Source organism: Verrucomicrobiia bacterium (assembly GCA_023953615.1).
Taxonomy (GTDB): Bacteria; Verrucomicrobiota; Verrucomicrobiia; order Limisphaerales; family JADLHS01; genus JADLHS01.
This window is the reverse complement of record JAMLJH010000001.1, coordinates 1,625,774-1,645,819: the sequence shown is the minus strand read 5'-3', so window position 1 is coordinate 1,645,819 and position 20,046 is coordinate 1,625,774. Positions and strand designations below refer to the sequence as shown.

General features: G+C 57.4%; 20 protein-coding genes. 13 read left to right on the top strand and 7 right to left on the bottom strand.

The window, feature by feature from the left end; translation table 11 throughout:
* Positions 1-61 precede the first annotated feature (61 nt).
* Positions 62-595 carry a dihydrofolate reductase gene (locus tag M9920_06930; protein ID MCO5052020.1) on the top strand — a complete coding sequence of 178 codons (534 nt, stop codon included), beginning with the start codon at positions 62-64 and terminating at the stop codon, positions 593-595.
* A 1-nt stretch (position 596) separates the two neighbouring features.
* Here M9920_06930 and M9920_06925 read toward each other — a convergent pair whose 3' ends face one another.
* Both M9920_06925 and M9920_06920 read right to left on the bottom strand, forming a co-directional pair.
* Complete coding sequence (locus M9920_06925; protein MCO5052019.1) at positions 597-1,418, bottom strand: DUF4412 domain-containing protein; 822 nt, start codon at positions 1,416-1,418, stop codon at positions 597-599.
* A complete protein-coding gene (locus tag M9920_06920; protein ID MCO5052018.1) occupies positions 1,415-2,146 on the bottom strand; it encodes a YebC/PmpR family DNA-binding transcriptional regulator in 732 nt (243 codons plus the stop codon). Before M9920_06920 ends, M9920_06925 begins: the two co-directional genes overlap by 4 nt.
* A gap of 165 nt (positions 2,147-2,311) precedes the next feature.
* On the opposite strand from M9920_06920, the gene M9920_06915 reads away from it, so the two are divergent.
* On the top strand, positions 2,312-2,680 hold the full coding sequence (locus M9920_06915) for a hypothetical protein (protein MCO5052017.1): 369 nt from the start codon (positions 2,312-2,314) through the stop codon (positions 2,678-2,680).
* Positions 2,681-2,704: 24 nt separating this feature from the next.
* Here the strand turns inward: M9920_06915 and M9920_06910 are convergent, their stop codons facing one another.
* From M9920_06910 to M9920_06890, 5 genes are all read right to left on the bottom strand, one after another.
* The gene (locus tag M9920_06910) at positions 2,705-3,520 is read right to left on the bottom strand and encodes a sugar phosphate isomerase/epimerase (protein ID MCO5052016.1); all 816 of its coding nucleotides are present in this window, start codon (positions 3,518-3,520) and stop codon (positions 2,705-2,707) included.
* A 707-nt stretch (positions 3,521-4,227) separates the two neighbouring features.
* The gene (locus M9920_06905) at positions 4,228-5,316 is read right to left on the bottom strand and encodes an IS110 family transposase (protein MCO5052015.1); all 1,089 of its coding nucleotides are present in this window, start codon (positions 5,314-5,316) and stop codon (positions 4,228-4,230) included.
* A 144-nt stretch (positions 5,317-5,460) separates the two neighbouring features.
* Positions 5,461-5,946, bottom strand: a complete 486-nt coding sequence (locus M9920_06900; protein MCO5052014.1) for an adenylyltransferase/cytidyltransferase family protein — start codon at positions 5,944-5,946, stop codon at positions 5,461-5,463.
* A gap of 88 nt (positions 5,947-6,034) precedes the next feature.
* Positions 6,035-6,475 (bottom strand): hypothetical protein, encoded by a 441-nt coding sequence (locus tag M9920_06895; protein MCO5052013.1) that lies wholly within the window; start codon positions 6,473-6,475, stop codon positions 6,035-6,037.
* A gap of 180 nt (positions 6,476-6,655) precedes the next feature.
* A complete protein-coding gene (locus M9920_06890) occupies positions 6,656-7,792 on the bottom strand; it encodes a histidinol-phosphate aminotransferase family protein (GenBank protein ID MCO5052012.1) in 1,137 nt (378 codons plus the stop codon).
* Positions 7,793-8,184: 392 nt separating this feature from the next.
* Here M9920_06890 and M9920_06885 point away from each other — a divergent pair, with 392 nt between their 5' ends.
* The 11 genes from M9920_06885 to M9920_06835 all read left to right on the top strand — a co-directional run bounded on the left by M9920_06885 (position 8,185) and on the right by M9920_06835 (position 19,963).
* Positions 8,185-8,430 carry a hypothetical protein gene (locus tag M9920_06885; GenBank protein ID MCO5052011.1) on the top strand — a complete coding sequence of 82 codons (246 nt, stop codon included), beginning with the start codon at positions 8,185-8,187 and terminating at the stop codon, positions 8,428-8,430.
* 48 nt (positions 8,431-8,478) lie between these two features.
* Entirely contained in the window at positions 8,479-11,904 is a 3,426-nt protein-coding gene (locus M9920_06880) for a hypothetical protein (GenBank protein ID MCO5052010.1), read from the top strand.
* A gap of 130 nt (positions 11,905-12,034) precedes the next feature.
* Entirely contained in the window at positions 12,035-12,961 is a 927-nt protein-coding gene (locus M9920_06875) for a LysR family transcriptional regulator (GenBank protein MCO5052009.1), read from the top strand.
* A gap of 118 nt (positions 12,962-13,079) precedes the next feature.
* Entirely contained in the window at positions 13,080-13,640 is a 561-nt protein-coding gene (locus M9920_06870) for a prepilin-type N-terminal cleavage/methylation domain-containing protein (GenBank protein MCO5052008.1), read from the top strand.
* Positions 13,640-14,272: a prepilin-type N-terminal cleavage/methylation domain-containing protein gene (locus M9920_06865; protein MCO5052007.1), complete on the top strand. Its 633-nt coding sequence runs from the start codon at positions 13,640-13,642 to the stop codon at positions 14,270-14,272. Before M9920_06870 ends, M9920_06865 begins: the two co-directional genes overlap by 1 nt.
* Positions 14,269-16,092 (top strand): hypothetical protein, encoded by a 1,824-nt coding sequence (locus M9920_06860; protein MCO5052006.1) that lies wholly within the window; start codon positions 14,269-14,271, stop codon positions 16,090-16,092. The genes M9920_06865 and M9920_06860 overlap by 4 nt, the downstream gene beginning before the upstream one ends.
* A gap of 31 nt (positions 16,093-16,123) precedes the next feature.
* Positions 16,124-16,807 (top strand): hypothetical protein, encoded by a 684-nt coding sequence (locus M9920_06855; GenBank protein ID MCO5052005.1) that lies wholly within the window; start codon positions 16,124-16,126, stop codon positions 16,805-16,807.
* 264 nt (positions 16,808-17,071) lie between these two features.
* The gene (pilM, locus tag M9920_06850) at positions 17,072-18,145 is read left to right on the top strand and encodes a pilus assembly protein PilM (protein ID MCO5052004.1); all 1,074 of its coding nucleotides are present in this window, start codon (positions 17,072-17,074) and stop codon (positions 18,143-18,145) included.
* A gap of 15 nt (positions 18,146-18,160) precedes the next feature.
* Positions 18,161-18,835: a hypothetical protein gene (locus M9920_06845; GenBank protein MCO5052003.1), complete on the top strand. Its 675-nt coding sequence runs from the start codon at positions 18,161-18,163 to the stop codon at positions 18,833-18,835.
* Entirely contained in the window at positions 18,832-19,431 is a 600-nt protein-coding gene (locus M9920_06840) for a hypothetical protein (protein ID MCO5052002.1), read from the top strand. The genes M9920_06845 and M9920_06840 overlap by 4 nt, the downstream gene beginning before the upstream one ends.
* Before the next feature lie 13 nt (positions 19,432-19,444).
* Positions 19,445-19,963 (top strand): hypothetical protein, encoded by a 519-nt coding sequence (locus tag M9920_06835; protein MCO5052001.1) that lies wholly within the window; start codon positions 19,445-19,447, stop codon positions 19,961-19,963.
* The last annotated feature ends 83 nt before the right edge of the window (positions 19,964-20,046 follow it).

The following is a 20,046-nucleotide window of genomic DNA, read 5'->3' as shown; positions in this document are numbered from 1 at the left end:
GCGTTCCCTTGCGGCCATCTGGGTTCATCCGTATTCATCCGTGGTTAAACCCCTGCCATTTTTGAAAGCCATTGCCGCCATGTCGCGGAATCGCGTCATTGGCGATGGCCCCCGGATTCCGTGGCATTTGCCCGAGGACTTCAAGTGGTTCAAAGCCACCACCACCGGTCACATCATCGTGATGGGGCGGAAAACTTTTGAATCCATCGGCAAGCCGTTGCCCCAGCGCGAAACCATTGTGTTGAGTCGCTCGGGGTTTTCGCATCCGGGCGTGAGAACCATGCGCGACTTGAGTGAACTCCTCGCATGGGCGAATACCTCCGCACCCGGCTTCGCCACCCTTTCCCCACCCGATGGGGAGAGGGACGGGGTGAAGGGCGCGCTCGGACAACGCCAGGTTTTCATCTGCGGCGGCGCGCAGATTTATGAGCGGGCGCTGCCGCTTTGCTCGGAACTGCTGCTCACGTTTGTGAAGCGCGAGGTGGCCGGTGATGTTTTCTTTCCTCCATTTGAAGATCACTTCGAGCTGGCGGAGGAAATTCGCGATACGCCGGAGTTCAAAATTTTGCGGTATCGGCGAAAGGCGCGGGCCTGATCTATTTCTTACGGGCGCGAGAAGCCGTCGCAGGACGCGAGGCGGGCGACCGGGTTTGAGTCTGGGCGGATGAACTTGATTTCAAGCCGGTGCCATTGGCCCGCATGTATTGCGTGCCCAGACCGGCAATCAGCATTTGTAAATCCGTGAAGCTGGCATATCCGGCGGGCGGCTCAAATTGCGCCGCGTCCACCGCGTCAAACTTCACCTGGCGAAACCGCATCATGACCACGCCCTCCTTTTCACGCGTCGCCACGCACACGGGAAAATTCCGTAACTCGGGCGCGACCCAGACCGTCGCCTCCGATTTCTGCCCCGAAGCGTCGGTGATGGTCACCCGCTGTTTGAGGCATTGGTAGCCTTGCATTTTTTCGCGGCCGAGATTCGCGCGATCCACCCGGGCGCGTTTCAGGAAGGCGTCCGCTTCGTTGGCGGGCATCCGCAATTGCAGACAGGCCTTCAACTTGGGGAAGCAAATCAGGTTGGTGCGCGTCTCGGGACGGATGATGCTGACGGTTTGATCCAATCCGAGCGGGCGCATTTGCGCGGTGGCATCGGGGTGCAATTTGTTTCGCATCTGGGCCAGGTCCACTTCCACGCGGATTTTGTTGCCGGCGCGCGCGAACCGCATCGGGACGCCGAGCAATTCCTGATTGGTATGATCCAACATTTGCATCTCGGCTTGCGCGGTGAAGTTCTGGTTCGTGCCGAACAAACGGATGAGCGAGGCGCTCACGCCGGTGGAAGCAGGCCCATCCAGTTGCGCCCAACCGGCCAGCGTCACCATCCCAAAGAAAACGCCCAGCAGCCCGGCGCGGATCATTGGATCGCCGCCCAAACGCGGTGTACGTCGTCGTGATCGTCCAAGGCTTGGAGAAATTCACCCACCTCGGCGCGTTGCTCGTCGGTGAGTTCGGGGAATTGTTTGGGCAGGTGGCCCAGCTCGCTGGTCACCACCGTCCAGCCATTGGCGGTCAACCATTTGGCCACTTCGGCCACCGCCGCGCGTTCGCAGATGAATTTCGCACCCGCTGCTCCGGCGGGAATATCGTCATTCTGTTCGTGCGTGAGCGGTTCAACCTCGTTGGCCCCGGCTTCGATGGCCGCGGCTTCGGGATCGGTTTGCGCCTCGGGATGATACGCCTCCACGAGGCCGACATGATCGAACAAAAACTTATTCGCGCCCGCGGTGGCCAGCAGGCCTTTTTTGAACAGGACCCGGATTTCGGGCGCGGTGCGATTCACGTTGTCGGTGTAAACTTCGACGATGACCGGGACGTGATGCGGGGCTTTACCCTCGAACACGACGTGTTCCATGATGAGCTTTTCCCCGCCAATGCCCGCGCCCTTGTTGATGGCGCGCTGGATGGCGTCTTTGGTCACGCTCTCCTTTTTCGCTTTCTCGACAGCGGTGAACAGGCGGGCGTTCATGCTGGGGTCGGGGCCGCCCATCTTGGCGGCAACAGAAATTTCCCGAACCAGTTTACTGGTCGTACGCCCCTTCTTGAGACCGGCGACCAAACGCTTGGCATGTAACCACTGACGTCCCATGAGCCAAACCTAGCGAAAGCTGTTCGGACCGACAAGAAAACCGTTGGGAGAATTTGCGCGGCTATAAATCGCGGGACGAGGGCGGGGCAGGGGGCATTGGTTCCATCAATGACCTGATGGTTTTATCAATTCGCGGTGGGTGACGGCGGCGCGTAGGGTGCGCCCATGAAAAAAATACTGATATTGGTGGTCGCGGTGGGGATGGGATTCTTGTTCACGGGTTGTTCGCTGCTGAGCGACGACGGGGTGCATCTTGCTGAGACTCTGGAGCAAGGTGCGAAAGCCTTGGAAGCGTCGGATGACACGGAATTAACCATTCCTTTCGTGCCGTTGAACGGCGTGAAGCAAGCCTACACCGTGCAACTGGGCGCCAACAGCGCGGTTGTGGTTTGGAGCAAACGAGGCGGATCGAGCACGTACCATTTGCGCTTCGTGCGCGTGCCAACCGGATTTCATTTGTCGAAAACCAACGAGCCGTTGCAAATCACGCTGCGTAAAACCAACGACGTGGTGGAAGTCGTGGCGGCGCGATGAGCCAGGGCCTTGGCGATCGGGAATTTATGCGCCGAAAGTCGCGCGCAGATATTCCCGGCTTTGACGGGCGATGACTTCCGGTCCTTCCTCGAAATTGAAAACCTCCACGGAAACGTAGCCGGCGTAACCCACTTCGCGCAACGCGGCGGCAATGGGTTTGAAATCCACCGTGCCAAAGCCCGGCCCCTTGAGGTTTTTGTCGTTCGCGTGAAAATGCGCAAAGTGCGGCCAGCTTTCGCGGATGATTTGCGGGATTGGTTTGGCTTCGGAACTCATCGCCTTCACATCGAGAATGATTTTGAAGGCGGCGGAACGAAACGGCTGGACGAACTCGATCGCCTCGGCAGCAGTGTTGATGAAATTGGTTTCCACGGGCGATAAAGGTTCGAAGCAGATTGTCACCTGGCGATCTTCCGCCCGCTTCACGGCGTCGCGAAAAGTGGCTGTCGCCCATTCGCGGGCTTGGTCGGCGGAAACCCCGGGCAGAATGTTCCGCTGCTTGGGAGAACCCACCACCAGCACTTTCCCGTCGAGGTCGGCGCAACAATCCACCAAGGCGACGAAGTAATTAGCGGTTTCCGTTCGAAGCGCCGCCTCGGGATGATTGAGATAAAGCCCTTCGGGTCGCACCAACAGCCAGTGCAAACCGGCGATTTCCATTTGGTATTGCGCGGCCAGAGCGCGGATGCGTTGTCGTTCCGTGGCGGAGAGATCAAGGACCGAATCCGCCAGCGTGAACGGCGCGATTTCCAGCGCGTCGTAGCCCACCTTGCGGGCGTGGGTGAAAATATCCTCCAGCTTCCAGTGCTGATAAATCTCGTTGCAGATGGCGAATTTCACGGGCGCAGGTTCACGATTCAAAGTTCCGAGTTCAAGGTTCAAAGTTCGGAGCGCGAGCGGTCTCCGCTCGCAGCGCTCCGCCGGTGCGCTTCCGTCAAACATGTAGCGGTACCTTTACCAGGAGCCCCTCACCCCATCCGATGGGGTGAGGGTGGCCGTCAGGCCGAGTGAGGAGTCGGCGAACCGCTGGTGGCTACATTATTTCTGGCGCCGATCTAATTATGAGAGCTTGTGATGGTTCAGCCGCCTTGTATCCAGTCGCGTGCTGCGGACGGGGACCGTCCGCTCCTTCCGTTACGCGAGCCTCCCTCCCTTTTGCGTGAAGCCCGCGCATATCCGGCTGAATTTACCGCGTGGCCAAGCTCAATTCCGCGTGGCATCGCCGGTGCTAAACGGATGACAGCACATGAACCCGAATCATCCGCAACCTCGCCACCGCGCTTTTATCTATGTTGCTCGTCAAGTAGGGAGCGGCTTTTTTTCTTTTCTTAAAAGCTTTTTTGGGGGCGGCGCCCGGGGGCTGGCTGTCACCGTCTGGCGTGGGTTTCTCAAGTTCACCGGATGTCCTCATCTATTCGCGGACCGGGCCCGCCCAGGGGGGGGATACACGAATGGAGTGCTGCCTTCACGCTAACGAACACAGTGACGAACTCCGTCGGGTTCCTGAAAGCGGCGCGCAGACAACTCCATCCGGAAACACGGTGAACTCAAATGTCATAACTCCAGATCGGAACCGCCGGGGTGTGGTCGGTTTTGGTTTCGGTGTTGGGCCAGACAAAGGGTTGACCGCGCCGGCACACACTCCAGGCGTAACTGAGGAGCTTGCGGGCCAGGGCGGTGGCGGCCTTCTTATTGCCGGCGCGTTTGGCGATGCGCGCGTAAATCCGCCGCGCGTTGGGATCGGTGCGAATGGCCACCCAGGCCGCCTGTTGCAAGACCCAGCGCAGTTGGGGTGGGCCTTGCTTGCTGATGTGGCCGTGATGGGCGCTTTCCCCGGATTGCGTCACGCGCGGACACAGCCCGGCGTAGGCGCTGAGTTCAGCAATCGAATCGAACCGGGTGATGTCGCCGCACTCGCACAGGACCGTGATGGCGGTGATGAAACCGATGCCCGGCACGCTTTGAAACAAGGCCAGCGTGGGCGCCAGATCGGCGTGCGTGGCGACGGTGTCTTTCAAGACCCATTCCGCGTCGGCCAGTTGCCGTTCCAGCGCAGTGATCTGATCCACGAACTGCCGGCCGGACAGGCGATGCACGGCGTTGAGTTTGGCGTCTTGGGCGAGCAGCCACTTTTGCGCGCGGTCGCTGGTGAAGGTGGCGGGGCCGGGCAGATTATTTTTCAAAGCGATCCAGCGTAAGTGCCTTCGGGCCAGCGCGAGTTGGCGGGCCAGCCGGTGGCGATGGCGGCAGAGTTCGCGCAGGGCGCGGATGGGTTCGTCGGGCACGTAAGCCATCGGGAGGCGATCGTCGCGCAAGAGTTCGGCCAGGAGCAGCGAATCATTGCGGTCGGTCTTGGTGCGGCGGCCGGCGCAGGCGCGCACCCCGGCCGGATCGGCCAGATGCAGATTGCGGACCTTGGGTTTGACGGTGTCCCAGAACCAGTGATAAAAGCCGACCGATTCGACGGCGACCTGGACGTCGGGGCCGTGGCTGGCGAAGTAGTCGGCGATCTGGCGGCGGCACTTGGTGGGAAGGTCGCGGCGTTCGAGGACTGCGCCCGAAGGATCGAGGACGGTGGCGGTGAGCGAGGATTTGTGGAGGTCCACACCGATGGTTTTGAGCGAGGTCGTGTTCATAGTTGTTCCAGCAAGCGGGGACTTCGCCCCCGATGCAAGAGCAACATAGCCTTCACGCTCATCGAGTTGCTGCTCGTCAGTCGCGTGCTGCGGACGGGGACCGTCCGCGCTCCTCCCGTTGCGCCAAAGGACCGTTGCTCCGCGTCACAACCGGGAAATTTTTTCCAGCAAAGCCGTCGTGGATTTGCCCGGCACGATGGGCAACACCTGAATCCGTCCGCCCGCGGCTTCCACCACGCGTCGTTCGGCTTGGTTCAACGTGTCGAGCGTGTAATCGCCGCCTTTCACATAAACGTCCGGTTGCGCCACGGTGAGAAAACGGGTCGCCTCCGGTTCCTGAAAAATGCAAACGGCGCTGACGCTTTCCAGCGCGGCCAGCACCAAGGCACGATCCGTCTCCGCGTGCAACGGACGGCTTGGACCTTTGAGCTGGCGCACCGAAGCGTCGCCATTCACACCCACCAACAAGGTGTGCCCGAGGTTGCGCGCGCTTTCCAGATAAGTGACGTGCCCGAGGTGCAACAGATCAAAGCAACCATTCGTAACCACCAAGGTTTGCCGGAGCTGCCGCAACTCTTCCCGCCATTGCGGCAAATCCGCCCACGAGATCAGCTTGTCCCGGAAATGCACGCGGTCATCTTGCTCCGGCCGGTTTCGTTCTGGCAACGCTTTTGATGCTGCGGGTCTCGCGCCAGGAGCGGCTTGCCAACCGAGCGCATCACGGTTTTTTCAGGCAGATGGGTGGATCCCAGGCGTTGGTCGTCGCCAGATGTTGCCGAATGAACTGTTGTAATTCCGCCGTGTCAGCGGTGAGCATCAATTGTTCGTCTTTATCTCCGGCACCAGCCCGGCTGGGCACGATGAGATGGCGCAGCGCGGCGGGATTGGTCTTCAACAATTTTTCCAACCAGGAATAGCTCATTGGGTGCAACTCCAGTCCGGCGCCGGGATTGGTGACGCGAAAGATGAAATGTTGTGGCGTCTGAAACGGCGGGCGGTCACGCGACAAACAATCGAGGAAGCGCGCGTCGCCAAGCGTGAACAGATGGGTGTCGAAGACGTTCGTGCCGCTCGCATTGCTCAAGGTGAGCCGGTAAGTCTGCGTGGCGATTTTTTCAAACTGCCATGCCGGCTCGCCCTCACCCGATTCCGCGTCCAACGACCCAGCAGCGCAGGATCAAACGCAAGGTCTTTGGCGGTGTAAAAGGGATAAACGGACGTCACCAGGCAACCCGTTAATAAAATCAATCCCGCTGCGGATAAGCTACGCACGATCGGTTTCATAAATTGATGTGTGATTTGTTCTTCATATTTTTCCCATCGTATCGCCAATCTGAAATTAAACCAGTGTGACGGGTTCAGGTGGGATCGGCGCGCCGATCGCCAATTGCAATCCGCGCACAATCGCCGCGTTGGTTTGGGCGTCTTTGACGGCAATACGCAGCGCGTGATTTCCCAGACTCCGGCCCATCGCGCCCGCATCGCGAAGGAAGAGGTTTTGCCGGCGACACCGCGTCACCACCTCTGCGGCGGTTGGTCCGTCGGGCGGAAGAAAACAGAGCAGAAAATTGGCAATGCCGGGGATGATTTCCCAGCCAGCGAACGATTCCAGATCCCGCGCCAAATGCGCGCGCAACTGGTGGGTTTCTTGCCAACGCGCTTCGTAGTAGGCCAAATCCTCCAACGCGGCTACCGCTGCGACCTGGGCGGGCAGACTCACCGCCCACGGCGGATTCAATGGTCGCAAAGACGCGATCAAAGCGGCGGGCCCGCACAGATAAGCGGCGCGCGCCCCGCTCAACGCATAGACCTTGGACAGGGATTTGCAGACGACGACATTCGGGCTGGTGGCGGCAAAAGTTTCAAGGGATTGGCCCGGCCCGGCGTATTCCACGTAAGTTTCATCCACCCAAATCCGCGTCGTCGCCGGAATCTGTTGCAGTGCCGGAAGCAATTCCGCGCGCGGCACGTGCCGTCCCGTCGGGCTGTTGGGATCAACCAGAATGATCAAATCGTAATGGCGTTTCGCCGCCGCCACCAATTCATCCGGATCGAGTTGGAATCCCATCGCGCGGCGTAGAACCAACCGGTCCACATGGCACGCCACGATCTTCTCCAACAGATGCGCGTACTCGCCATACATCGGGTCCAAAATCAGGACACGGGAATCGCGGTGCAACCACTCGCGCAGGGCAAGAAAAATCAGGTCGGATGAACCGGCGCCGGCCAGGAGAACTGCCTCGGGTACGCCGCGGACCCGCGCGATGGTTTGAATCAAGCCTTCATTATGCGTGGGCGGGGAAGTGCGCAACAGCCACGGCAGATCGGCGGTCAGCGCTTCGAGCACGCGCGGCGCGGGCGGAAACCACGCATCGAGGACGTCGGCATTGATGACCCGATGACGCCGTTCCAAGCGGTCGAATTGCGGGCCGATCGCCTCGAAGAATGCGCCCCCGTGGTAACACCGGTCTTGCATGTCCGAATTGTTTTTCAACCCAATCGCCACCGCAATTTTTTAATTTGAATTTCTCCGGGGAAACCGCAACCGGTTGGAAGTCTCGACCGACCGCATTTTACGGCAAGCGGAGCCTGAACTTCCGGCGGCCGCGCGTCCTCCGACCCAACAAGCGCGCTCGTGTGCAAGGTGGTTTCAGCCGCGCGCCGGCGACGTTTTAATTTCCGTTCACCGGGAGTTACCCGGGGAAAACCCGGAACAAAATTTCCGCATTCCTCATTATTCGGCAAACGCTGTCAAGCCGCTGGAACGCTTTAAGGCTCCTTGCGTTGGCGCTGCTGAAAAACTCCGGGGCGCGCCGTTGATTTATTGTGAACTGAACCTCCCGGCACGCAAGCTGCACAGTCCGCCGCATGGCTAACAAGGAGGCCAATTTGGTGAATCGAGTCGTGCTGCCGGGACCACAAATGCAGGGGTTGCCGCAGTACGCGATGGTGCTGCAAAGTCCCGCTTCGATTCAGCGCGCCCGGCAACGTTTGGAACGACCTGTTCCCAACCGCACCCTGCCCCGCGTTGACCCGGAGAAACCGCGCGTCGTCCACGCGTCGTTTCAAGGTCACTCAATGAGTCCTCATAACCCCAACGAATACGAGTTGTAACCAAAGTCGCATCAACCTGGCGCCCTTCCGGGCGCTCACATCACCTCCATGAATAATTCTCCTAACGCTGAATCTGACGCGCCGCCAGCAACCGCCGCGCAAAAACTGTCCTGGTGGCAGTTGTTAAAAACCAAACGGATTTCCTATTTCACAATTCCGCTGCTGGTCATGGCGACCGTGGTGGAGTACGTGATTATCGCCACCGGCTGGAAGTACCAGCAAGCGGTGTGTTTGCCGCCAGGCATGGGCGTCACCTTCTTCGGTATCGGGCCGATCGGCGCCACGATCCTGGCGGTGGAATTGTTGAAACTGCCGCTGGCGATCTGGACCGCCTCACGCGACGGTTTGCAAAAGAAATTCATGCTGTTCGCGGGTTTGCCGCTGATTTGCGTGCTGACCTTCCAGCTCGTCAAAGACATGGCGGTGTATGAAATGGGCATTGCCATGCAGCCCGCCGCCGAGGCGCTCGAAAAAGCCGCCACCGAGGAAGTCAAAATTGTTCATTTGAACGGCGAGTTGAAGGCCATTGAGCAAAAGAAAATTGACCGGGAAACCAAACTCACGGAACTGGCGGAGAAGAAGGTCAAGGCGAAGGCCGACCTGGAAGAAGCGCTGAAGCGCAACGATGAATCCCGGCAAGATGCCATCAGCCTCACGGATTATCAGAAAAAGGAACTGGCCGAGGAAGAAGCCCGACAGGCCGCCATCACTAAACAATACAACGCGGACGCGACCCAATTATCCGCGGCGCTCACCGACCTGCGCGCGCGGCGCGAGGCCGAGTTGCCCAACGCCACGAAGTGGAACGAGGAAGAGGCGCGCATCGAGAACGCCTACAAGGCCAAGCTGGCGGATTACACCAACAAGAAAACAGCTTACGAAAAAGACAAGCTCGCTTACGAAAGCGCCAGCTTCCTCATGCGCCAGGTCATGCGGCAGCCGGTGGACCCCGGGGTGGCGCCGGAGCGCGAAGTCAACAAGCTGATGAAGCCGACGTTGCTCGCCGACCTGGATGAGCAGATCAAAGCCAAGGAAGCCGAGTTGCTGGCGGTGAACAACAAGCGTCGCGATCGGGTGGCGCAAGTGGGCGATAACGCGCAACAGTTGCGCAAGGACTTTGACCAACGCTCGCGCGCCAAACGCGAGGAGGCGGATCGCCGTCGCGACGAGTTGATGGCGGCCTATACGACCTTGACCACGGAGTGGAAGGCGGAGGAAAAGCAAATTGACGCCGAGCTGACGCCGGCGGTGCAGCGGATTGACACCGTGCGCGCGGAGTTGGATGCCGCCCGGAAAACGGCGGAGAGTTACTACGAAGCGCGCGAAAACGCGATCCGCCACACCCAGGTGCATCGTATTGCCACCACGGTGGAAATTGTGCGCGGCCTGCTGTTCGGTGAACGGCCCATGTCCATCACCGCCTCGGCCAAGGAGCGCGGCGACATTCTGACCGACCAGATCAGCATGGTGCGCATCTGGGTTTATCCCGTGTTCGCGTTCATCGTGGCGTTTCTGCCGACGTTGATGGTGGAAATCGGTTTCTCGACCGTGTTCAAACCCGAGCCGAAAACCAGCCGGCGGACGGAACGGCGGAATGGATTCCTCGTTCGCAATCTGCACCGGCTCTACATTCGCGCCGGGCGGCATAAGATTTTGCGCGCCGAGCGCCTGATCAAGGAAGCTTCCACAAAGATCGCCGGACGCGAGCAGGCGTTGTTGGAGGCCCGACGCGAAGGGCAGAAGGCGCTCAGCGACAAGACCGCTGAAGCACAAGCCGCCCGCGAAGCGTTGCAAGCCGCGACGGCCGCACATGAAGAGCAATTAAAATGGCAGGCGGCCGAGCACGAAGAGCAGTTGAAATTGAAGGAGGCCGAATGGGTCGCCAAGTTCGGCAGTCTGGCGGATTCGCTGAACCGTGCCGCCGCCGAAAAAGACGCCTTGCTGGATTTCCAAAAATCCGAAATTGACCGCCAGGTGCAGGCGCGCCAGGGCGCGTGGACGGAGCGGGTCAATCAATTGCGTCAGGAGTTGGATACGCAGCGCCACACCTACGAGCGGGAGCGGGCCGCGTTGTTCCAGGAACAACAGCAAAAAATTCAGGCGGTCATGGATGATTGCCAGAACCAGATCGTCCAAGCCAAACGCCAGGCGGCCGAGACGGAGCGGTTGGCACAGGAAACCGTCGCCAAAGCTTCCTTTGACTTGAAACAGGCCCTTGAAGATCGGGAGGCCGCGGATCGGCAACTGCAACAGCAAACGGAATCGCTCACCTTGCGGCTGGCCCAGGCCCAGGAAGACGCGACTCGCGAGCACGCCAAATCCCTGCGGCAGGAAAAATTCCGGCTGGAACGGCAACAACTGGATTTCGACAAAGCGCTCCGCGAGCAGAACGAAGAAGCGGACCGTCGCCTCAAGCAACGGGAGCAGGAACTTCTGCTCGAGGCCGAAGATCGTCTGTTGCGCGAACAGGCTCGCGTCGAACAACAGCTCCGCCATCGCGAGGAAGAATCCGAGCGACAACTGGAAGCGCGTGGTCGCGAGATTGAGCTTCGGTGGAAGCAGGAATTGCAACAGCGGGAGGAAGCGGCGCAGATTCAAGCCAAACAGCGCGAGCAGCAGCTTCAGGCGCAGGCCGCGCAATCCCTCCGTCAACGGGAAGCGGAATTGGAGCGCCAACTGGACGCGCAAGCGCGGGAGGCGGAAACGCGGTTGAAGCAGGAATTGCAAGCGCAACAGTTGACCTATACCGGCAAGTTGCAGCAGTTGGAGAAGGAATTCACGGCGAAGAGTGTGGCTCGGGAGATCGAGCTGCAAAACAAGTGGGCCGAGGATTTGCGCAGCCATGAACAGGAATGGCAACACCAGGCGGAAGCCCAGGCCCGGGCCGTGGAAGCCCGTTTGCAACAGGAGATTCGTCAGAAGGACGAAATCTTTGAGGTCAAACTGCGCCAGCGCGAACAGCAGTTGTACACGGAATTTGCCGCGCGGGAAATCGAGTTGCAAAGCCAGAAGCAACATTTACAGCGGCGCCGCGAAGAAGAGTCGGCGGATGCCAACCAACGCGCCCTGCGGGAATTGGAACTGCAACTGCGCCTGGAAATGCAGCAGAAGGAAGAAGCGGCGCAAGCGCGTCACAAAAAGCAGGAGCAGGAATTTTTCGCTCAAATCAACGCGCAGTTGGCCGCGCACAAAACCGCGCAGCAACAATGGGAAACGCAATTCACCCTGCTGCAGCGCGATCTGGAGCCGCTCAATCAACGGCTGGTGCAGACGGAAAAGGAGCGTGACGAGGCGCGGCGCCGCGCCGCGGCCAACCTGCAGAAAGTGCAGGCCATGGAAAAGAAATTGACGGACGCCTCCTCGCTGTTGACGGATTGGAAAAGCGGCAATGGCAACGGCGATCACTCCGCCCGAAACGGGTTGGACGTGCGCGAAGCCTCGCTCGCGGTGCTGAACAACGGTCATTCGAGTTAACCGCGGACTGACGAAGCGGGTCGCATCAAACAACAGCCGACGGCAACCGCCGCTCGGCTGTTGTGTTTGGCCCCGAACGCGGGCGGTGCGCGCGAACAACGAAGGCAGTGTCCGAGCCACACGATAAATCATGAATGTTCACCATCTGGAATTGTTTTACTACGTGGCGAAACACGGCGGGATCAGCCCGGCCGTGCGCCACATGCCTTACGGCATTCAGCAACCGGCGGTCAGCGGTCAAATCCTCCAGCTCGAAGAGTTTCTCGGCGTGACCCTGTTTCACCGACGCCCCTTTGCGCTGACGGCGGCGGGCGAGGAACTATATGATTTCATCAAACCTTTCTTCACCAACCTCGGCTTCATGGCGGACAAGTTGCGCGGCGGCGTTTCCCAACATTTGCGAATCGCGGCTTCGGAAACGGTGTTGCGGGGATTTTTGCCGGAAATGTTGCGGGAGCTGAAACGGGCCTTTCCCAAACTCAAGGTCTCGTTGCGGGAAGGATATCATCCAGAGGTGCTGGCCTGGCTGGAAAATCAGGAGATTGATCTGGCGATGGGTCTGCTGGGCGGAAAACCGCCTCCGGGTATTCACGCGCAACCGATGTTCGATCTGCCCCTGGCGTTGTTGATCCCGGAGTCCAGTCCTCTACAAACGGCGGAGGAACTGTGGCGGCAGGATCGCATTACGGACTCCCTGATTACCGTGCCCAGCAACGAACTCATCCAGACCGCGTTTCAGGAGGGGCTGGCGAAACGAAAAGTGGATTGGCCGGTGGGAATCGAGGTTAGCAGCATCGAACTGGTGCAGGAATACGTGGCGCACGGCTACGGCATCGGCGTGTCGGTGCATTTGCCGGAACGGCAATTTTATCCACGCGTACGAGTATTGCCGCTGCCGGATTTCAAGCCGGTGACGTTTGGCGTGCTCTGGCAGGGCCGCAAAACGCCGGTGTTGCAGGGGTTGTTGGACATCATTGCCAGCCGCGCCCGCCAACTGGCACCGCAGTTGCCCAAAACGTCCCCAACCGCCGGAAAATCGCCGCGTCGAAAAATATGAGACAGCCATTTCCAACAATGAGACAGCCACGCCATTTTAGTTTGATCTGCCAGCGGATTTTGACCGCTGCGCGCTTGGCATCGGGTTTGCTAAATACCAAATGCTTTAGAGGCGTACAATGAGGTTATACCGTAATCAGAAAACTTCTCGCAGCTTCCGTCCATTGCGCCGCTCCACTGCGGGCGGCTTTACTTTGGTTGAAGTGGTTACCGCGATCTTCATCACCGGACTGGTGTTTGCGGGCATTCTGGCGGCCTACATCCAAGGAGCGCGCCGCGCCGAATGGTCCGGTTACTCGCTGGCCGCACAGGCGGTTGGTTTGCGGGAAATTGAGCGCGCTCATTCGGCGGTGTGGGATGCTTCCTCAGGCGCCGAACGCAACGAGATCACCAACCTGGCTTTGATGAATTTCACGGTTCATCCAATCGCTTCCGGAGGGGTTCCAACCGTTACTGGTTACACCACCAATATTTTAGACCTGCCGTATTCCGGCAGTAATTTTGTCATAGCGACTAATTACGTGACGATCAAGCGCTACGATGTACTGTTGAACAAGGTGCGGGTTCAATTCATGCGCGTGGACACCGTCTGGCCTTTTTCCAAGGGTCAAGCCGTTAAATATTTTACCAACACCATCGCGACTTACTTCGCTCCGGACAACCGCGATCCCCAACTCTAATGAGAACTTCTTTCGCAAGCCGTTCGATTCGTTTCCGTCACGCGTTCACGCTGGCGGAGTTGATGATCAGCATGAGCATCTTCAGCATGGTCACCATCGGCTTGATTTCGATTCACCTTTTTGGGCAACGCTATGACCAATTGGTGCTCAGTAAATTGGGCGCGAGTGATCAATCCCGAATAGGTCTGAACAAAATGTTGGAGGACATTCGAACCGCGAAGACGGTGCGGGTGGGGACGAAATCAGGTTCGACTTTTACGCCGATCCCGAATGGAACAACACAGGAAGGGACCGCTCTCAAGTTAAGCTTTTTCAATTACACCACGGCGGCCACAAATTTCATTTACTACTATTACGATACGGCCAATTACCAACTTTGGCGTCAGGTGGACTCGGGCACGCCGACGCTTCTGGCTTCTCATCTGACCAACGCCACGCCCAACAGCATGACCTTTCGCGTGGAGGACTATCGTGGCGTCAACATGACCGATCTGACGCATAAAGGCATCGTTAGCACCATTTTGGAATTTGCCCAATTTCAGTACCCGTTAACTCAGGTTGGCCCTGGGTTGAAATATGATTATTACAAGACTGAACTAAAAGCTGCATCCCACGTTCCTGATGGACCATGAAAACACGTTTAATCCCCCTCCTACGTCGTAATACCGGATTTGCCCTGCTCATGGTGATGAGTCTCATCGCCGTAGGGTTGATTGTTTTGGCGGCCACCATGCAACGCACCAGCACGGTCGCCAATCTGAACGCGCGCAGTAATCAATTCATGGTGAACAACAATGCTGCGGAAGCGGCACTGGAAAAAGTGTTTGCGCGGATGGCCTATGATTTTACGGCGTTGGGACCCGGTGGCGTTGCCAACAACCTTTCTCTGTATCGAACCAATGTTCCGACGGAAGACGCCTTCTGGAGCAATTTTGAATTTTCTGACGCTCGAAGCAATATCAACCAGGTTTATATTCAAGCGTTAAGCAACTACTCAGGCGCCATGCCCTCCCAGTACACCGGCAAAAGCACAATCAGCGCTCCGGTGTACCGGCTCATCGCCAATGCACGTAACAAGAGCGGAGCGGTATCGTCGGTTGGCACCGCGCAAATGGATGTGCTATTGGCGCTTGTGCCTTTAAGCACTTACGCGATCTTTTACAACGGCCTCCTGGAATTCAGCACCGCCGCAACGATGACCATCAATGGCCGTGTTCACGCGAACGCCAACATTTATCTTGGATCCAGCCAAGTGGTGCAGTTTAACGATACAGTAACCTCGGCTGCGGCTATTGGTTATCCTAAAAACAACGGAAGTGGTCCGTGGACTAGCAGTAGCGGCAATGTTAAGTTTACAGGCAGCCCGAACTACCGAACCAATACCCAATCGGTCACCTTACCCATTAACATGACCAATACTTATGCGTTGATTGAACAGCCGCCCGCCACCGAATTGCCTACATCACTAGAGGGGCAGGAACGCTTATACAACAAGGCCCAAATAGTCCTGCTCGTGAGTAATTCAGTGGTTGAGCTTCGGCTTCAAGAGAGTGTCAGCGAACAGGTGCCCGGTGCGGATCCCAGTCCTATTATTCTGAGCTATACGAACACGACTCCGGAGTCTTTAGCCACCAACCTGCCGTTCCTGAGTATCACCAACAAATTTAAGGACCAACGGGAAAACAAAGAGATTATTACCACCCAAATTGATGTGGCCAAGTACGGTAAATGGATTGCTACCAATTCAGTCGTCCAATCCAAGTTTCCCGCCGTGGCTGGCTTGTATCCTACCGTTCTGTATGTTGCGGACAATCGGACCGCAGCGTCCGGGAAGTTGACGGGAGTGCGGTTGGTGAATGGCAGTGAATTGCCGAAGAACAACAACCTCGGCTGGAGCGTTGCCACCCCCAATCCACTCTACGTCTGGGACAATTACAATGTTACCAAAGATGGGACCACTCGCACCGCCACGACCAATACCACCTCCACCGTTCCCGCCGCGTTGATGTCTGATGCGCTTACCATCCTCTCTGGAAACTGGAAGGATAGCACGAGTTATACCGAAAGCGATACCGGTCCCAATCCCTCCTCGGCGATTACGATAAATGCCGCCTTGTTGACCGGCATTGTTCCCTCAACCGGGAATACCTCTGCTACGTTCAGTGGTGGTGTGCATAACCTGCCACGCTTGTTGGAAAACTGGACTACTTCTCGCCAGGTTTGGCTGAATACGTCCATTATCAATCTCTTCAATAGTAAAAAGGCAGTTGGCAAATTCATTACTCCTGGCACGGGATCTTATTATGTAGCGCCCAAGCGGCAGTTCAGTTACGACCTGAATTTTCTCGACCCCAACAAACAGCCGCCGGGTATGCCTTGTGCCATGATTCCCATCCGCTTCAACTGGGCTACGCCGCCGCCGAATAATATTACTTTCAATGCGACGCCTTGATCGAGTGAGCGTTATCCGAGTCTTTCGAATCATGTTGCCGTTCTGTCGTAATTCCAGGCTTCGTAGATTTGCGCCGGGTGCTGTAATTCTAGCACTGGCTTGCCAGCTCGGCGCTTTGGCTTCGGATCAAACCGAAGCGAAGGAGACGACCAACAGTCCAAGTTCAACTGAATTACTTCGCCCGCTGGAGTTCGACGCCACCGTTCAAGACCAGCAGAGTACAGCTTCCGAATCGGTCCGGTGTATTCTCATGTCGGCTAATCAGCGACACATGAGGTTCGTATTACCAGAAGAATTTCGCGCGGACCTCAGGAATCCTGAAAAAATCACCTTGGCTAATGAATCTTTCACCGCGCTCTTATCGGTTCGTGTTCTGGCAGCGACTGAAGATAGCCCGGCGCCCGGTTCGGCGGCGGCATATCGGACCTGGATATCTTCCCGTTGGGCGGATCCGGTAATTCTGAATGAACATACCTTCAGCGCCGCGAAAAACTCCGGCCCCGCCTTTGATCTGCTCTGCAAAGTGGATCGGGTGGTTCGCAAAGTACAGATTGGTTTTGTTCCAACTCCCGCCGGCATCCTGGAATTTTCCGCCGTCTGCAGTCCGGAACAGTTCGAATCCGCCAAGAGCGCTCTGTACGTATTGATGCGCGGGTTTCAAATGAGTGGTCTTGACGGCAAACTGCCCCTCGTGGTTTATCACAGCGAAAGTTAATTCTTTCCGGCCGACCAATCATTTCAAGACACCCCGTGTCACGGTTTTCGCAAATCCTGCCGCCGCCAAGCCGTTGCTCATCAAAATGTTTCCCCATGTTTGCGTCCATTTTTCCGGTAAAACGCCGACTCCGGGGCGCGGCTAGTAACCGCCCCGGGTGGCTGGCAAATGTCTTGCTATTCATACGCGGTGAAATGCTGTTCACGGGCGAATCCCGCTGATGCGCTCGGGTGAAGGGCAGCGCGAATCAAAAGAAAGAGAATAATGCACACGGTTTTGTCCACGTTGTTCACAGGTCCGCGACGGAAGCGGCCGGAACAAGTCCTCGCGATTGATCTTGGCAGCCGCACCACGAAGGCCGTTCATTTGCACCGTCGCGGTGAAGGATTCAATTTGTCTCGTTACGCGCTTCTGGATGCTCCGATCTTCGACAAGGCCATGTCGGCAGACATGCTGGGTGAGCACCTTAAGGCGGTCAGCCAGGCGCTGGAGGCCAAAACCAAACAGGTCAGCCTGACCACCGGGGTCAATGACGCCATTGTCCGCCACATCGAAATTCCCCGCATGCCGCTGGACGACATGCGCATGATGCTGAAACACAATTCACGCAACTATCTGCAGCAGGAATTGCTGAATCACGCCTTCGATTGTCATTTGCTGCCGTCTTTGGCCGGTGAACCGGCTTGCTCTGGAGCACCCCTGCCCAAACAGCGAGTGCTGGCCGCCGGCAGCAAACAGGAGATGATCAACGAGTACACCGAAGGCGCCAAAAGCGCGGGCTTGGTGGCCGAACATATCGTTCCTGGATTGGTAGGCCCGGTTAATGCCTTTGAAATGGCCATGCCCGATGCCTTCATCAATGAAGTGGTGGCGGTGATTGATATTGGCTTCCGCTCCTCCTCCATTTGTCTGCTGCAACAAGGCGAATTGATCTTGAGTCGCGTGGTGAATCTGGGCGGCGATCGGCTGACCCATGCGGTGGCTGAATCGTTGGAGATCAGCTATGCGGAAGCGGAGGGCATCAAAGTCGGCATGCCGCAGGAGGTGCAGGCCGCGCTGGAGACGGTTCTGCTGCCCCTGGGCCGCGAGTTGCGCGCTTCGATTGACTTCTTCGAGCACCAACAAGATCGCCCCGTATCGGCGGCCTATTTGTCCGGTGGCACCACCCGTTCCGAATTCATGGTGCAAGCGCTGCAACAGGAACTGTCCATCGAGACGCACACCTGGAATCCCGCCAGTTTTCTCAAATTGGATCTGCCGCCGCAACAAGCCTCGGAATTGGAGCAAGTCGCTCCGCAGTTGGCAGTGGCCATCGGCGCTGCCATTGCCGCGCTTTAACCTGATTTTAAGACCATGCCTATTCGATTAAATCTACTCGCTGAGGCTCACGCCCTTGAGGACCTGCGCCGGAAAGACCCGGTCAAGCGGACGGCCTATATTGGTGTTCTGCTGACCGTGCTCGTGCTCGCCTGGGCCAGCGTTATTCAATTCAAAATCATCATTGTCAAAAACGAGCTTTCCGCCGTCACCGCGCAGATGAAGCAATGCACGAATGATTTCACGCATGTCGTGGACATGCAGAAGCAAATTGGCGACATGAATTCCAAGCTCGCGGCGCTGCACACGCTGACCACGAATCGGTTTCTGAACGGCAACCTCATGGATGCGTTACAGCATGCCACGGTGGAAGACGTGCAATTGACGCGGTTGAGAATCAACCAGTCGTATCAATTCACCGCGGAAACCAAGCCGCGCAAGGATGGCGACAAAACGTTTCCCGGCAAGCCGGCCACGGTCACCGAGCGCACCCTGTTGGCGTTGGATGGGACGGACAGCTCGTCGAATCCCGGGGAACAGGTGCTGCGGTTGAAGGATGTCATTGCGCAATCTCCGTACTTCAAAACGTCGCTGGATCGAGCCAACGGCATCGCCTGGAAGAATTCTTCCTCGCCGCAGATTTCGCCGGACACCGGTCGGTCCGTTGTCACTTTCAGTCTGGAATGTCGTTATCCCGAGGTCACCCGATGAAATTCAACAAACTCTCGAAAGAAAAGAAACAGCACCTGATCATCACGGTTGTGATCACGCTCGCCGTGCTCGCCGGTTTGGGTAATTACCTGATCCTGGGCGGCAACCAGCAGTTGGCCACCTTGAAGCAGAACAAGGTCGCGGCGGAGGGAAAATTGGAAGAAATGCAAAAAACCATCAAGCGCAGCGATCAGGTCGAAACCGTGTTCAACGAAACCTCAGACCGCCTGACGGAGTTGGAAAGCGGCATGGCCACCGGGGACCTGTATTCCTGGGTGCAAAGCTTTCTGCGTAAATTCCAACGCAACTACAAAGTGGAAATTCCGCAAATCAGCCCCATCAGCCAGCCGGAGAATGTGAATCTCATTCCCAGGTTTCCGTATCAACAGGCTCAACTCTCCGTGGTGGGAACGGCTTATTACCACGATCTGGGTCAATTCGTTGCCGACTTTGAAAATGAGCATCCACTCATGCGTATCTCAAATCTTTCGCTGGATTTGAGTCCCGCTTCGGTCGCCAGTGAGCGCGACAAACTCGCCTTCAAAATGGACATCATCACCTTGGTTAAACCCACGAAAGCTCCAGGTAAAAGCTGATTGCCCCGTCATTATGAGACTCATTTCACTTAAAACAGTTTCGGTTGGCTTCCTGGGTTGGCTCGTCGCGTATTGTGGTACCTCAACGCTGTCAGCGGCGGAAACCAATGAGGTATTGCAAGTTCGCGCCAAAACTCTATCCACCACGCAGGCGGCACCAAAATCTGCCGCCGCCGACGAGGACAAAGCGCCCGCACCCACGACCTCGACCTTTGTCATTCCCAAGCAACCGTCGGAAGGTCGGGATCCCTTCTTTCCCAACTCGACGCGCGTGTACACCGTGAACGTCATCCAAGCCCCTGAGGCGCCAAAAGTTGAAGCCGACCTGACGTTGAAAGGCATTTCCGGAACGCCTGAGCAACCGCTCGCGATCATCAATACGACCACGTTCACCACCGGTGAAGTTAACGAGGTCATTACCAAAACCGGGCGACCGAAAATTACCTGCGTCGAGATCAATATGTCGGCGGGAACGGTTCTGATTCAGATTGGTGCTGAACGTCGGGAATTGCGGCTCGCGCCGCAAAAGTAATCGCGCCCAAACGCTGGCAACATTCTTGTCCACTAGGTGGACAAGAATTTTTTTTGTCCCCGGTTTTCCCCGGTTTTCCCGGG

Bases quoted from the DNA above. Each gene is read 5' to 3' on its own strand.
- M9920_06905 (MCO5052015.1), bottom strand. From the start codon at position 5,316: ATGAACACGACCTCGCTCAAAACCATCGGTGTGGACCTCCACAAATCC.
- M9920_06920 (MCO5052018.1), bottom strand. From the start codon at position 2,146: ATGGGACGTCAGTGGTTACATGCCAAGCGTTTGGTCGCCGGTCTCAAG.
- M9920_06855 (MCO5052005.1), top strand. From the start codon at position 16,124: ATGTTGCCGTTCTGTCGTAATTCCAGGCTTCGTAGATTTGCGCCGGGT.
- pilM (MCO5052004.1), top strand. From the start codon at position 17,072: ATGCACACGGTTTTGTCCACGTTGTTCACAGGTCCGCGACGGAAGCGG.
- M9920_06925 (MCO5052019.1), bottom strand. From the start codon at position 1,418: ATGATCCGCGCCGGGCTGCTGGGCGTTTTCTTTGGGATGGTGACGCTG.
- M9920_06915 (MCO5052017.1), top strand. From the start codon at position 2,312: ATGAAAAAAATACTGATATTGGTGGTCGCGGTGGGGATGGGATTCTTG.
- M9920_06865 (MCO5052007.1), top strand. From the start codon at position 13,640: ATGAGAACTTCTTTCGCAAGCCGTTCGATTCGTTTCCGTCACGCGTTC.
- M9920_06885 (MCO5052011.1), top strand. From the start codon at position 8,185: ATGGCTAACAAGGAGGCCAATTTGGTGAATCGAGTCGTGCTGCCGGGA.
- M9920_06880 (MCO5052010.1), top strand. From the start codon at position 8,479: ATGAATAATTCTCCTAACGCTGAATCTGACGCGCCGCCAGCAACCGCC.
- M9920_06835 (MCO5052001.1), top strand. From the start codon at position 19,445: ATGAGACTCATTTCACTTAAAACAGTTTCGGTTGGCTTCCTGGGTTGG.
- M9920_06860 (MCO5052006.1), top strand. From the start codon at position 14,269: ATGAAAACACGTTTAATCCCCCTCCTACGTCGTAATACCGGATTTGCC.
- M9920_06890 (MCO5052012.1), bottom strand. From the start codon at position 7,792: ATGCAAGACCGGTGTTACCACGGGGGCGCATTCTTCGAGGCGATCGGC.
- M9920_06845 (MCO5052003.1), top strand. From the start codon at position 18,161: ATGCCTATTCGATTAAATCTACTCGCTGAGGCTCACGCCCTTGAGGAC.
- M9920_06840 (MCO5052002.1), top strand. From the start codon at position 18,832: ATGAAATTCAACAAACTCTCGAAAGAAAAGAAACAGCACCTGATCATC.
- M9920_06875 (MCO5052009.1), top strand. From the start codon at position 12,035: ATGAATGTTCACCATCTGGAATTGTTTTACTACGTGGCGAAACACGGC.
- M9920_06870 (MCO5052008.1), top strand. From the start codon at position 13,080: ATGAGGTTATACCGTAATCAGAAAACTTCTCGCAGCTTCCGTCCATTG.